Below are 13,879 nucleotides of genomic sequence, written 5' to 3'. Positions count from 1 at the left end.
CAAGAGCGGGCTTTTCATTTTAATAATAAAAGAATTAATGAAGTCACTAAAGATATTGCCAGCTTAATCAATGGTCAATTAACAGCGTTTGATTACGCCGGATTACTTAACCAGGGTGAGTATTTGTTGATATTTGAGCATTTAAGTAGTGAGGAGGCGAATATGAAAGTCGATAAGTTGATACAAGCTTTAAATAGTCGAGCCTTTGCTAATTTAGGTAGCTTTTCAATTACAGTGAAATATTCAATAAGTACACCCGGATATAAAGATATAGATCCTTATCTATTTTTGGCACATATAGCTGAATCTGTTAACATTAAGTAAGTTAATCAGTCTAAGGTATCTTAATGTTTTTTGTTTTAATTATAACCGCTATCTTTGTCGTGATTAGTATCTATTTCTTCCTTCGCGCAGAGAAGCTACAACGACAGCTAATAAGCCAAAAACGTGACAGTTTTACTACTCGCAAGGAAAATAAAGTATTAGCAGACTCAATGACACTTTTTGCCACTCGTGGACAAGAGTTTGCTCAAGCTAGATTAGCACGTTTAAAAGTGCAAGCTAAAGCAAGTGAAAATGAACAGTTCATCATACACGTTGAGCTAATTAGCCCATTAATCAATAATTACAGTATTATTTTCAGAGAGTGCTTAAAAGGCAAAGGTCGCCTTAAAGTAGTAAGTAAAAAGTGTTTTGAAAATCATGATAGTGCTGCATATAAGAAATTTGTTGCCTTAATAGTCACAGGTGATAAACAGCTGAAGCGTTATTGGTCTAGTGATAACTTAAATGGCTTTCTTTTTTTAGTTGATTCATTACTCACTATTGAAGACAGTACCAGTGTTTCGTCAAACATTAAACAAAGTGTTTGTATCTCTTAAGCTTAGACCTTAAATAATTAGAATATCTGTACAAAAGGCTATATTTTTATTAGGCTATATTTTTGCATTTGTAAATTCCCCCTGGATGGGTGTTGTTAAATATGAGTCGTTTTAACGCCAAGTACTTTTTTTTATTCACTATTTTTATCGTTATAGTTGCTCTGTCAGCACTATTTGCTCAGCTTTATAGCGAACAGTTACCTATTGGTTTAATTGCAACGGCCAGTTATGTTATTGCTATCATTATCGCCATTACTCTGGCTTGGCTGCTTACCCAAAAACTCTTTGCTACAGAAAATAGCACTGCTGGCAAAGAAACCATCAGTGCTGAAGAGCTTTTTACTTATACTCATGATCCAGTAACTAACTTACCTACCGCACAACAAGCGTTAAAAACCTTCGAATCGGCAATCAAGTCAAGTACTGGGCAACGTTATGCCGCAGTGGTATTCAAACCTATTAATTTTCAACAAGTGAATAGCTTATTGGGTTATCACAATTCAGATATTTTATTACTGCAACTTGCTTATTGTTTACAGCAAAAAATAGTTAACAATAAGAAATTATTAACTTTTGGCGCTAGTCCAGAACCCGTTCGTATTGCACGTTTGCAAAGCTTACAGTTTTTGGTTGTTTATGATTTAACTGATAGCCGCTTCGATGATCAAAGTATGTTGAATGAGTTGTGCCAACAACTAGGTAAAGCCGTTCCTGATGCTATGAGCTTTAAAAGTTATTCTTTAAACTTTGAACTCGCTTTTGGCATCGCAATATCAGGAGAGCATGGCAATACTGTTGAAGAGGTTATTGCCCATGCGGGTGATGCCTTACTCAATGGATTAAAATCCCAGCAAGTCATTAGCTATTTTGATAATAGCAGCATCCTATATACACAAAGCCAGTTAGCGCGGATGGAAGCATTTCGTCAAGACATTCACGATGAAAAGCTACATTGCTACTTAAAGCCGCAAGTAAATATAAAGAATTATACTATTGTCGGCTTTCAATTAAAAGTTCATTGGTATGAGAAGAGTGCCCGTAAACCACTTGAGTTATCCGAATTTTCAGAGCTTGCTGAGCAAAGTGGTGAACTATATTGCTTAACCAAATATATGTTTGAGCAAGCCTTTACCACCCTTGAGACTTTACACCGTATCGGTGTATATCAACGTATTTCCGTGAGTTTAGCCAGTGAAAACTTGTTTGAAGTGGACTTGGTTGACTTCATTGAGGAAAAGTTACAACAGCATGGCATCGCAGGTAAATATTTAATGATTGAGTTAAATGAACAAGTCATGCTCAATGCAAGTCTACGGGTAAAAAGCATCATAGATCAACTGAAGTCATTAGATATAAGTATTTCCATTGCGAACTTTTCTGGCAGTTATGAATCACTACGTTATGTGCGTAAAATGGCCATACATCAATTGAAAGTGAATTGTCAGCAATTATCAAATGATAGTAGTAATCGAGTAGATAAGGCGATCACCAATGCGCTAGTTACCTTAACACGCAGTATGAAAATTCCACTTATTGGTACAAACATTGACAGGCATGATGCATCACAAGCCTATATTGCCATGGGAGGTGAATTAATTCAGGGGGATATTATTCACTCAGGTGTGGTACCTGATGAAATAGAAATTTGGCTAGAAAAGTGGTATTTACAGCACCCAAGCTCAATCCCTCCAGAAGCAAGGCCGTCTATTTATTAAATATTAGCTATTAAGTCTTAGCTGTCTAAATATTAAGGCTAATGCATTAGCGTTAGCCTTACTTTATTCTATATCTAGCGCTTCAGCAGATAGAATAATACCAGTATTGTCAGCATAAAGGTGGTCATCAGGTAGCATGGTTACGCCAGCAAAGTTGATGGCAATATCAGTTTCACCAACACTTTGATCGCTTGCCCCAACAGGAATAGCCACGAGTGCTTGAATACCAATATCTATATCTTCTAAAGCATCGACATCGCGAACACTTCCATAGCAAACAATACCTTCCCAGCCATTGCTAGCAGCACTCTGGGCAATATTAACATCAATAAGCGCACGGCGGGTTGACCCACCACCATCAATAACTAACACTTTCCCTTTGCCATTCAAATTGACTAACTCAGTTATCAAACCCAAATTTTCAAAGCACTTTACCGTGACTACCTTGCCGGCAAATGAGCTGCAACCACCGTAATTACAAAAAATAGGATCAACAACATCAATTAAATCGGCATAAAAGTCACATAATTCAGAGGTGTTATATTGCATGCTTGTTCTCTTTTTATTTGAAGAAAATATTCAATATCAGTATATATTGTTATCTATAAAAGAAAACCTATTATATATTTAGCGGGTATTACTTGAATTTAAAGGTAAAAGCCTTTTTAATAGCACTATCTTTACGACTAAAACCTAAGTTCTCTTTTCGATAAATACAGGCTTTAAGCGGAACTCTTGATAGTTATGATTAAACACTTTTTATGATGGAATATATTACCCCACGGACTTTTTTATTTGCGACACAAGCCGTAGTTTTTTCGGTATTGTTATTTGTCTTTATTGTTTACTATCGCACCTTCTTTCGTAAATATGTGCTGTACTGGTTAGTCAGTATCGGCATGTTAAGTTTTAGCTACCTTATTAAAGCTTTGCTCCCCTATACCAGCGCGAATTTGGCCAATAGCAATTGGTACTATATCGCTGAATTTATTCTACAAACCTGTCAGTATGCTTTTTTATTGTTTCTTTTACTTGGCGTGTACAATGCTAAAACAAATAAAGTAATCCCCAAGAAAGTATCAATAGGAGGATTGGCTTTAACTATAGCCGTCAGTTTAACCACAACAATGCTCTTCGCCTTTGAGCCCAGCCAAGCTTTCAATCATTTTTATTTAACCATTAGCCTACCTAGTTTTATTTTGGGGTGCAGTTTTCTCGCTTTAGCAACTTACCTTTTATTTGATAAAAAGAATTATTTCTCTAGCCAAGTATTAATGTATTTTGCTACGGTTATTGGTTTTCGGTATTTGATTCACTCTTTTATTTCTATTGTGGCTTTAACAGAGCCTTGGTTTCGCCAGCTAGAGTTGTTTTTATTATATTTTGATGTTGCTGCACATAGTATCCTAGGTTTTACTTTACTCATTTGGATGCAAGGAGCTGAGCGGTTTGCCGCTATAAATGCCATTAACAGAGCGCAATATCTAGGTAAACATGACTCGTTAACGGGAGCACTTAATCGTGGGCAAGTCATGGCTAAGTTATCGGATAAAATAGATGAATTAAACCAAGTAAATAAAAACAGCAAAAGTCAGTTAAAACTGTCGGTTTTCTTAATCGATATAAAGCAATTTAAGTTTGTTAATGATACCTACGGTTTAAAAATAGGTGATTATATTCTAGGAGAAATTGCCAGCAGACTGAACCACAGTGTTTTTATGCCTCAGGCTGTAGGACGCTTAAGTGGTGATTCATTTATGTTTGTAATCGAATTCGAGCAGGTTTCTCATGTCGATAGAGCGGTAAGTCATATCCACGAACTTATTCAACGTACCTTTCATTATGAGCAGCAAGAGATAACTATTCAAGGAAGTGTCGGTTACTGTTTTTATCCGGATGATGCCGAAAAAGCTGAGGATCTTTTACAAAAAGCTAATCTTGCTTTACATCATGCTGAAACTAATAATATTGCCTCTGTCGCTTTTGAAGAAGGCATGCAGGCACAGGGACGACATTTACTGTTGATGGAAAAACAGTTAAGAGCAGCATTAGCAAATGATGAATTCATTTTATATTTCCAGCCGCAATTAAACTTACTAACCAATAAGCTCGAAGGTGTCGAAGCATTAGTTCGTTGGCAACACCCAGAAAAAGGTTTGCTTGCTCCAAGTGAGTTCTTGGATGAAGTGGAAGCTTTGGGTATGCACAATGTATTTGATAATTACATTTTAGCCAAGGCATGCCAAACAAGTGAACGCTGGTTCAAATTATACCAACGCCGTGTTGCCATTGCGGTAAACATAACCGCGGTTGAGTTTCAAGATGAGCGCCTGGTTACTAATATTCAAAACTTATTACATAAATATAATTTGCCTCCTAAATATATTGAATTAGAAATCACTGAAAATGTGGTTATGACAGACATCACCCGAGCAATGGACAGTATTGTTAAATTACAAAGCATGGGTATTAAAGTTTCAATTGATGACTTTGGTACAGGTTACTCCTCTTTAGCTTATTTACGCGAGTTACCTATAGATAAAATAAAGATTGATCGTAGCTTTATTCGCGAAGTGGCCAGTAATGACTCCGATCTAACTATCGTTAAATCTATGATAGATCTTTCCCATGGCTTAGGTAAACGTGTCTTAGCGGAGGGTGTTGAAACGGTTGAACAACTTAATGTTTTACGCCATTTAGGTTGTGATGCGGTGCAAGGTTACTTTATTGACAAGCCCTTACCAGAAGAAGAATTAGTGCGTTACCTGAAAAGAAAATAATCCTAATATTAGCTCTCTATAAGTCAAGAAAAGCTATATTTTCTCTAACTAAGCAGAGAGGTCTCAATAAAAGCCTTGTCTAATAGTATGCTTAAACCGAGCTCAGGTTAGCCAATTTATTCATAAAAATAAATAATTCTAAGAAAACTTAGAAAAATCAGCCGAAAACCATAAAACTTTGTAAATAAATTAAATAAAATCTAATACTTACCGATACATGTCTATACTGAAATAAAGGAACGTCTTAAGTTATATCTCCTTTCTTCTCGCCTTTGCTTTGTCTTGCTCTGATGGCAGGTAATAGCTTGGCAGAGAAAGTGAAAATGGGCTATGGATAAGTAAAGTTTTGTTCTTTCGTTTTTATTCTATATAGGTTCATTTTTAAGGTTAAATTCTATGCTTATTAAACATAAACTAATCGCCAATACCACAATATTAGTAGTCGCAATGAGCTTGATGCTAGTGTTATTAAACTACGCAAGTTCATCTTTACAACACGATATTACTATTGCCAAGAACATTGGCGATATTAAAGCATCGGTTTTAGAGTTAAGACGCGATGAAAAAGACTTTTCTACCCGTAAAACGTTGAAATATTCGGAACAATTTCATAATAAAATGACCGAAGTGCAACAGCAAATTAATATTCTAACAAAGGATTTTTCTCAAGTTGGTTTAACTATGCCTGAATTAGCCAGTACTGGGAGTATTTTAACTGAGTATCTGAGTCAATTTAATAAGGTTGTTGTCCTGCAAAATAAAATTGGTTTGGATGCCAAGTCTGGCTTATATGGAGAGCTTCGTGCCGCGGTTCATGATGTTGAAACACTTATAGGTAAAAATAATTATCGTTTGCGTAGTGAGATGTTACAGCTAAGGCGTAATGAAAAAGATTTTATGTTACGACTCGATGATAAATATGTCGATAAGATTGAAGCTAATACCAAGAAGTTACTGTTGAGTGTGCAAGAAAGTAACTTCTCTGCAGCTAAAAGGAAGGAAGTTAGTAAGCTAATTAAAGTTTATCAAAGTGCTTTCTTAAAGTTAGTTGCAGCTCAAAAATCGCTTGGTTATCATGAGAAAATGGGCGTGATGAATGACATGCTTAATGTTGTTCACCAAGTTGACAATGAGCTGGCACAACTATTATTGAAGAGTGAGGCGGCGGTAAAAGCTGATATTAGCTTTGTTAATACCTTGGCATATAGCTTATTTACTGTGGTGCTAGTGATCGCCTTAGGCAGTGCTTGGCTAATAGGCAGAAGTATTTTAGACCGCATCAATAACTTGCAGCAGACCATGAATAAAATTGCTCAAAGTAATGATTTAACCACTGAAGTTGATGTCAGTGGTGGCGATGAATTATCGGATATGGCTGAAGTATTCAATCATATGCTAACCAATTTCCGCTCATTGATTGTTGAAGTTAACCACTCAGTAAACACCCTTAACTCTGCTACAGGTAGTTTGGCAGAAAATATCTACAATGCTAATGAAGGGGTGGAAACGCAAATGCAACAAACTGATTTGGTGGCAACAGCGGTAACCGAAATGGTCGCTACTGTCGATGAAATTGCCACTAATACTCGAGAAGCGGCCCATAAAGCTGAGCTAACAAATACTAATGCAGAGAAAGGTAAAGCCGGAGTTGAGCAGACCATTAATCAAATAGGTCAGCTTTCTGCGAAGCTGTTAGACTCAGAAAATGTTGTTAAAGAGCTGGAAAAAGAGAGTGTCACCATTGCCTCGGTATTAGGTGTTATCCGTGGTATTGCCGAACAAACTAACTTACTTGCCTTAAACGCAGCTATTGAAGCGGCAAGAGCTGGAGAGCAGGGACGAGGCTTTGCCGTAGTTGCTGATGAAGTAAGAACGCTAGCGAGTAGAACACAAGACTCAACACAAGAAATTGAAAACATTATTGGTTTATTGCAAAAACGTACTCAAGAGATTGTCTTGTTAATGGCAGAATGCCGAAATCAAGGTGAGGAGAGTGCCGAGCAAGCAAGTTCTGCAGGGACTATGTTGGATGAAATTACGCAAGATGTCGCTTTGATCATGGATATGAACAGTGCTATTGCCACTGCAATTCAAGAGCAAAGTACCGTTGCCTCAGAAGTTAACCAACATGTAGTGATGATTCGAGATGTTACTGAACAATCTGGCGAGTCAGCTAAACAAAATGAGCGTATGAGTGAAGAGTTATCACAGCAGGCGGAAGTACTAACCAAAGAGGTTAGTCGATTTACCGTATAGTTTACCTTATAGAAACGGATTAATTGCTCTGCTTGGATTAGTAATGAATCTAATAAAAATGCCCTGACTCTTTTGCAGTCAGGGCATTTTTTATTGGCTTTTAAATATAAAGCCGATATTAATTAGGCTAAATTTTCTGTTTTATAACTGTTTTATAACTGTTTTATAACTGCTTTATATCAATCATAGCTTCACGAGAGTGACCACTGGCTTTTAGCTCAGCTAAATACTGTTGCCATCGCGTTTTATACTCAACGGCTAATACTTGCAGATATTCTTCGCTATAAATAGCGCTATGGTCATCATCGAAAATTAACCGGTAACCATGTTTTGCCACACTCTCAATATTAACTAACAGCACCGCCTTTTTATGGCTAGTAATAGCAACCTGACCCGATTTTAGTTTTTTCGCTGAGTTTTCTGGCGAGCTAATACGTAAATATTCAAAGCTTAGCTCTGCATTTGCACTCGCTTTACTGGCAGAAAATTCAATAGTTAGGCTGTGTTGGTTATTATCTATAACAAAACGGGTAATATTCATCGCAGTAAACCATCTAACCTCTTGTTTTTATAAATCACTTATAAAGTTATTTATATCGCTATTTATATCGTTATATTTTTTGTCAATTTTAAGCTATCGGGCGATTAAAGAATAAAACGACTTAAATCTTCGTCTTTAATCACTTCGCTTAATATTTTACTTACATAAGCTTCATCTATGCTGATATTTTCACCACTTCGTTGGTCGGCATTAAATGATAAATCTTCAACCAAGCGCTCCATCATGGTATGTAAACGACGTGCACCAATGTTTTCAGTGGTTTCATTAACTTGCCAAGCTGCATCAGCAATAGCCTTAATGCCATCATCGGTAAAGGTTACTTCTACGCCTTCTGTGGCAAGTAAGGCAATATATTGCTCAGTAAGTGAAGCAAAAGGTTCTGTTAAAATACGAACGAAATCGTCAGCGGTTAGCGCTTGTAACTCAACTCGAATAGGTAAACGACCTTGTAGCTCAGGAATAAGATCCGATGGTTTAGACATTTGGAATGCGCCTGAGGCGATAAACAAAATGTGATCAGTCTTGATCATGCCATGCTTAGTACTTACCGTACAACCTTCAACTAAAGGTAATAAGTCGCGCTGCACACCTTCACGAGATACATCGCCGCCGCCAGAATTCTCGGCACGTTTACAAATTTTGTCAATTTCATCGATAAAGACAATGCCATTTTGCTCTACCGCATCAATAGCTTTTTGTTTTATGTCATCTTGATTAACTATTTTAGCAGCTTCTTCTTCTTGTAAAGCTTTAAAGGCATCTTTAATTTTAAGTTTGCGTTTATTGGTTTTTTCACTAGACATGTTTTGGAACATGCTTTGTAATTGTGACGTCATGTCCTCCATGCCCGGAGGAGCCATTATTTCAACACCCATTTGCGGCGCGGCTAAATCAAGCTCAATTTCTTTATCATCTAGCTTACCTTCACGTAATTTTTTACGGAAAATTTGACGAGTATTGGTGTTTTCACTTGTTTCATCATTACCAAAATTGTCACGAGCAGGTGGTAAAAGCACATCTAAAATACGTTCTTCAGCGGCTTCTTCTGCAAGATGTTTAACACGATCCATCTCATGCTCTTTAACCATTTTTATTGCCATATCGGCCAGGTCACGAATAATGGTTTCTACTTCTTTACCGACATAGCCTACTTCGGTGAACTTAGTCGCTTCCACCTTAATAAAGGGTGCATGGGCAAGCTTTGCCAAGCGGCGAGCAATTTCAGTTTTACCAACACCTGTTGGCCCTATCATTAGGATGTTTTTAGGGGTAACTTCGTTACGTAAATCTTTATCAAGCTGCATTCTACGCCAGCGGTTTCTTAGTGCGATGGCAACAGCACGTTTAGCATCACTTTGACCAACAATATGGCTATCTAATTCATGGACAATTTCACGTGGGGTCATATTTGACATTTTTATTCCTCTTTGCCACCTAAGGAGTACTCGACTCATACTCAAGCAGCATTCTAATCAGATTTCTCTAGTACAAGAGCTAGAACTATAGTTCGTCTATGGTGTGTTCTTGATTGGTAAATACACAGATATTGCCAGCAATAGTTAATGATTTTTCTACTATCTCTTTGGCACTTAATTCGGTATTTTCTAGCAGGGCTATGGCGGCAGATTGGGCAAAGTTACCACCGCTACCAATAGCGATAAGATCATGCTCTGGCTGAATAACATCGCCATTACCGGTAATTATTAACGAAGCGGTTTCATCAGCAACGGCAAGTAGAGCTTCTAGCTTTCTTAACGCTCTATCACTGCGCCAGTCTTTAGCAAGCTCAACGGCTGCTTTGGTTAGGTGGCCTTGATGTTGCTCTAATTTAGCTTCAAAACGCTCAAACAGAGTAAATGCATCAGCGGTGCCGCCAGCAAAACCAGCCAGTACTTTGTTATTATATAAACGGCGAACTTTTAGGGCATTGCCTTTCATTACGGTATTGCCAAGTGATACTTGACCATCGCCACCAATAGCCACTTTGCCATTACGTCTTACTGAAATAATAGTAGTCACATTAACCTCATTTTAACTCAATTCATTGATGCTAATGTAATTGGGGTCTTTGTAGTTTTTTCAAGGAGGAAGTTATATATTAATTATTGCCATAACCAAATTTGACAATAATTAATGTTGTTGCGTTTAAGCTTATGTTTATCTTTTTCAGCAAGGCGTTTACGGGGGTAGGGGCCTAAGAATACTTTATGCCAAAGGCCACTTTTTCCAGTAACACTTTTGACTTGAGCTTCGAGTCCAGCAAAGGCAATTCTTGCTTTTAATACTTCAGCTTGTTTTTGTGTTCTAAATGAACCACATTGCATTTTATAAGGGCCTTTTTCGACCACCTTATATTCACCGACTTCAATTTCCTTACTTGCTAAGTCCTTTACATAAGTCCATTTTTCTTTAGGCGGCTTAGGTAACTCCGTAGTCTTTTTTGTTGATTTGTTATCGGGTGTTGCTTTAACTGACTCAACTAAGGGGGTTTTAGTGCTAGGGTCTGTTTTTAGTGACCATAAACCATAGGAAAATGCGCCAATTAATGACACTAACAATAGGCTGACTAGCTTGGCTTTTATTGGCAAGCCACTGGAATGTTTTACTGGTTTTTTATCGTTACGGGGTTTTCTTTTCTTTTTTGCCGGTGAGCGAGAAACGTAATCTTGATTAGCCATGGAAAGGGAAGGATCGATAACAGGGAAAATTTTAGCTAGTGTAACCGAGCTGATAATAAAAAACACGCTAATACTACTCAGCATAAAAAGCGAACACTTTTTCTATGAACGGAAAAGCTTTCAGTTTTTTGTTACCAGTTAAGATCAATGGGGTCGATATCTAAACTCCATCGAACCTTACCTTGCCATTCATTGTTAGGTATCTGCATAAGCAGTTGTAAAATTGCTCGATGTAAATCTTTACGTGATTTAGCTTGAATGATTAAGTGGTATCTAAACTTACCCGCTTTTTTCTCCATTGCCGCCGCAACTGGGCCAGCAAACTCACATCCATCTAACCGCTGCTGCGTTAGCGCCCGTAAGAATTTTTCTGGGTACGAAGGGTAATTGGCATCAGCACGTAGCAAAGCTTGAAAAGTAAAGGGCGGTAGTCGTGCTTGTTTACGTTCAGTAAGTGCTTGATGGGCAAAGTGATGGTAACCATTATGTACCAAGTCTTGTAATAAGGGGTGATCAACATAATTACTTTGCACTAATACTTTTCCAGGTTTACTGGCGCGTCCAGCACGCCCAGCCACTTGTATCAGTAGTTGCGCCATTTGCTCACTGGCGCGAAAATCAAAGCTAAATAAAGCCCCATCAACATCAAGTACGGCAACCAAGGTGACATCGGGGAAGTGATGGCCTTTGGCAAGCATTTGCGTACCAACAAGCAGTTGGTGTTTTTTATCAGTGACTTCCTGCAGCAACTTTGCTAATTCACCTTTTTTTCGGGTACTATCACGGTCAATACGTACGATAGAAGTGTCAGGAAATAGTTCGGCTAAGCGAGATTCTAATTGCTCGGTACCCTGACCTAATGGCGCGATACGAACACTGCCGCAACTTGGACACTGAGGAGGTATACGTTTTTGGCTACCACAATGATGGCAAATAAGTAGTTGTTGTTTTTGGTGCAAGGTGTAGGGTTTATCGCAACGCTGACACTCAGCTAACCAATGACACTCTTGACAGTTGATCGCTGGCGCATAACCACGTCGGTTCAAAAACAATAGCACCTGCTCACCGCGTGCTATTGTTTGCTTTATTTCATGTTTAAGGGTGCCAGATAAACCGTATTCAACTTGCTGCAGGTTCATATCTATAAGCGCTATTTTTGCTTTATTACTTTTACCGGCTCGATTGAGTAATTGATGGTAGTTATATTTTCCTGACAAGGCGTTTTGCAGTGATTCAAAACTTGGTGTAGCGCTGCCAAGTACAATGGGAATATCGAGCTGTCTGGCACGAAGAATGGCCATATCTCTACCATGATAGCGAAAACTGTCTTGTTGCTTTAATGAGGAGTCATGCTCTTCATCGATAATGATTAAGCCAAGACGGTGCAAAGGGGTGAAAATTGCCGAGCGTGTGCCAATAACAATGGCGGCACTGCCTTGTTGAGCACTTAACCAAGTGGCTAAACGTTCTTTATCATTTAGCCCTGAATGGTGCAGAGCAATAGGCACGTTAAAGCGTTGTTCAAAGCGGTTTAATGTTTGTGGTGTTAAACCAATTTCAGGCACTATCACTAAGACTTGTTTATTATCAGCAAGTACATCTTCCATGGCCTGCAAATAAACCTCAGTTTTCCCGCTACCGGTAACCCCGTCAACCAAGTGGCAAGAAAACTGTGCTAAAGAATTATTAATAGCACTGACTATGATGGCTTGCTCACTGGAAAGCACTAACCTATCAGCTTGATTAAGGGTATCTTCTTGCCAAGAAAATTGGCTAGCAAGTTGCTCTTTCTCAATAATTAAATCTTTACTCTGTAGAGCATTTAACTGTGCTTTGCTATAGCCTAAGGTGCGAAGTTCTACCCAACTAATGCCGTGGTGACTGTTGATGAGTTGATATAAAGCAAATTGCTTAGCTGCTTTTTTTTCGAGTTTAACAAGTATTTCTTTAAGGTCTTTATCAACTGTCTTTGCCTGCCAAACCATAGGAGGACTTAAGGTAATGTTTTCTATTTTCCGCAGTAATATGGGTAGGGCTTGTTTAAAAACATCACCAATGGGGTGGTGATAATAATGGGCACATAACTGTAAAAAGCTAACTAATGGCTTACTTAAATTAAAATTATCATTAAGACGGCCAGTAATGCTTTTCACTTTACTGACATCGAAATTACACTCTGCATGTTCATCAATAACAATACCAATAACTTTGCGCGGGCCAAAAGGCACCACGACACGTTCACCTACTTCAAGTGCAGGAGAGCTTAATGTTTCGGGCACTTGATAAGTAAATAACTGCCGCATAGGGACAGGAATAGCAACTTGAATGTAATGTTCAGACACGGTTAATTAACTGGTGTGGTTAGCAATTGTTGAGTCTATTTTGCCCGCTGTAATGGCAGCTGCCAAGAAACATTATTGCTTTGTTAGTAAATAAGCCCCAAAAGTCTTTTTTTAGCCTACTTATGCTCTTTTATGTTGCAGTTGATAAAACTATCCTTTACAATTTGCCCCCATTAATTTTTAACTACGTATGGTGCTTAGCGTTTGGTCTATTATAGCAATAGGCAATAATAAATGGCTAAGTGGCGATACGCCCAAATTCTCATAAATGAGATAGAGGTCCCCATGAAAAACGGTATTCATCCTAAGTACACTGAATTCACAGCAAATTGTTCTTGTGGCAATGTTATAGTAACGCGTTCTACTGTAGGTAAAGACATTCACCTAGACGTATGTTCTGCTTGTCACCCATTCTACACTGGTAAGCAGAAAGAAGCTGAGACCGGTGGTCGTGTTGATAAATTTAACAAACGTTTTGGTGCACTTAGCAAGAAGTAGATTCTTCTTTACTGCGATAAACGTAAAAAAGCGCCTGTTGGCGCTTTTTTTGTGCCTGTTAAATAGATATCACTCTAACTTCTCAGTTAATAAAGCTAAAAAAGCATAACGTAAATATCGGCCTTTGTTTTGTGTCTGTTAAATAGAGATCACTCTAACCCCTCAAT

General features: G+C 38.1%; 11 protein-coding genes and 1 pseudogene. 6 read left to right on the top strand and 6 right to left on the bottom strand.

The genetic code is table 11. The features are described from left to right. The 3 genes and pseudogenes from HRT50_RS06855 to HRT50_RS06845 form a co-directional block, all read left to right on the top strand. Positions 1–324 (top strand): annotated as a pseudogene (locus tag HRT50_RS06855) (hypothetical protein); the annotation flags it as partial. A gap of 23 nt (positions 325–347) precedes the next feature. Then, positions 348–881, top strand: a complete 534-nt coding sequence (locus tag HRT50_RS06850) for a hypothetical protein (RefSeq protein WP_291612706.1) — start codon at positions 348–350, stop codon at positions 879–881. 101 nt (positions 882–982) lie between these two features. Next, the gene (locus tag HRT50_RS06845) at positions 983–2,596 is read left to right on the top strand and encodes a GGDEF domain-containing phosphodiesterase (RefSeq protein WP_291612704.1); all 1,614 of its coding nucleotides are present in this window, start codon (positions 983–985) and stop codon (positions 2,594–2,596) included. 63 nt (positions 2,597–2,659) lie between these two features. On the opposite strand, the gene rraA is transcribed toward HRT50_RS06845, so the two are convergent. Then, a complete protein-coding gene (gene rraA, locus HRT50_RS06840; RefSeq protein ID WP_291612702.1) occupies positions 2,660–3,145 on the bottom strand; it encodes a ribonuclease E activity regulator RraA in 486 nt (161 codons plus the stop codon). 212 nt (positions 3,146–3,357) lie between these two features. Here rraA and HRT50_RS06835 point away from each other — a divergent pair, with 212 nt between their 5' ends. Continuing rightward, positions 3,358–5,376, top strand: a complete 2,019-nt coding sequence (locus HRT50_RS06835) for a bifunctional diguanylate cyclase/phosphodiesterase (protein WP_291612699.1) — start codon at positions 3,358–3,360, stop codon at positions 5,374–5,376. A gap of 396 nt (positions 5,377–5,772) precedes the next feature. Further along, positions 5,773–7,632 (top strand): methyl-accepting chemotaxis protein, encoded by a 1,860-nt coding sequence (locus HRT50_RS06830; RefSeq protein ID WP_291612697.1) that lies wholly within the window; start codon positions 5,773–5,775, stop codon positions 7,630–7,632. A 163-nt stretch (positions 7,633–7,795) separates the two neighbouring features. Here the strand turns inward: HRT50_RS06830 and HRT50_RS06825 are convergent, their stop codons facing one another. The 5 genes from HRT50_RS06825 to priA form a co-directional block, all read right to left on the bottom strand. Further along, positions 7,796–8,173: a gamma-butyrobetaine hydroxylase-like domain-containing protein gene (locus HRT50_RS06825; RefSeq protein WP_291612694.1), complete on the bottom strand. Its 378-nt coding sequence runs from the start codon at positions 8,171–8,173 to the stop codon at positions 7,796–7,798. Between the two features lie 104 nt (positions 8,174–8,277). Beyond that, the gene (gene hslU / locus HRT50_RS06820) at positions 8,278–9,609 is read right to left on the bottom strand and encodes an HslU--HslV peptidase ATPase subunit (RefSeq protein WP_291612692.1); all 1,332 of its coding nucleotides are present in this window, start codon (positions 9,607–9,609) and stop codon (positions 8,278–8,280) included. Between the two features lie 85 nt (positions 9,610–9,694). After that, positions 9,695–10,213 carry an ATP-dependent protease subunit HslV gene (gene hslV, locus HRT50_RS06815; protein WP_291612690.1) on the bottom strand — a complete coding sequence of 173 codons (519 nt, stop codon included), beginning with the start codon at positions 10,211–10,213 and terminating at the stop codon, positions 9,695–9,697. Positions 10,214–10,296: 83 nt separating this feature from the next. After that, entirely contained in the window at positions 10,297–10,938 is a 642-nt protein-coding gene (locus HRT50_RS06810; RefSeq protein ID WP_291612687.1) for an SPOR domain-containing protein, read from the bottom strand. A 65-nt stretch (positions 10,939–11,003) separates the two neighbouring features. Continuing rightward, entirely contained in the window at positions 11,004–13,214 is a 2,211-nt protein-coding gene (gene priA, locus HRT50_RS06805; protein WP_291612685.1) for a primosomal protein N', read from the bottom strand. Between the two features lie 285 nt (positions 13,215–13,499). Here priA and rpmE point away from each other — a divergent pair, with 285 nt between their 5' ends. Beyond that, positions 13,500–13,712 carry a 50S ribosomal protein L31 gene (rpmE, locus tag HRT50_RS06800; protein WP_291612683.1) on the top strand — a complete coding sequence of 71 codons (213 nt, stop codon included), beginning with the start codon at positions 13,500–13,502 and terminating at the stop codon, positions 13,710–13,712. Positions 13,713–13,879 lie beyond the last annotated feature (167 nt).

The organism is Colwellia sp., assembly GCF_013215345.1.
In the GTDB taxonomy this organism is placed as follows: Bacteria; Pseudomonadota; Gammaproteobacteria; order Enterobacterales; family Alteromonadaceae; genus Colwellia.
Note: the sequence above shows the minus strand (reverse complement) of the source record. Positions and strands in the feature narration are given on the sequence as shown.

Bases quoted from the DNA above. Each gene is read 5' to 3' on its own strand.
- HRT50_RS06850 (WP_291612706.1), top strand. From the start codon at position 348: ATGTTTTTTGTTTTAATTATAACCGCTATCTTTGTCGTGATTAGTATC.
- HRT50_RS06845 (WP_291612704.1), top strand. From the start codon at position 983: ATGAGTCGTTTTAACGCCAAGTACTTTTTTTTATTCACTATTTTTATC.
- rraA (WP_291612702.1), bottom strand. From the start codon at position 3,145: ATGCAATATAACACCTCTGAATTATGTGACTTTTATGCCGATTTAATT.
- HRT50_RS06835 (WP_291612699.1), top strand. From the start codon at position 3,358: ATGATGGAATATATTACCCCACGGACTTTTTTATTTGCGACACAAGCC.
- HRT50_RS06830 (WP_291612697.1), top strand. From the start codon at position 5,773: ATGCTTATTAAACATAAACTAATCGCCAATACCACAATATTAGTAGTC.
- HRT50_RS06825 (WP_291612694.1), bottom strand. From the start codon at position 8,173: ATGAATATTACCCGTTTTGTTATAGATAATAACCAACACAGCCTAACT.
- hslU (WP_291612692.1), bottom strand. From the start codon at position 9,609: ATGTCAAATATGACCCCACGTGAAATTGTCCATGAATTAGATAGCCAT.
- rpmE (WP_291612683.1), top strand. From the start codon at position 13,500: ATGAAAAACGGTATTCATCCTAAGTACACTGAATTCACAGCAAATTGT.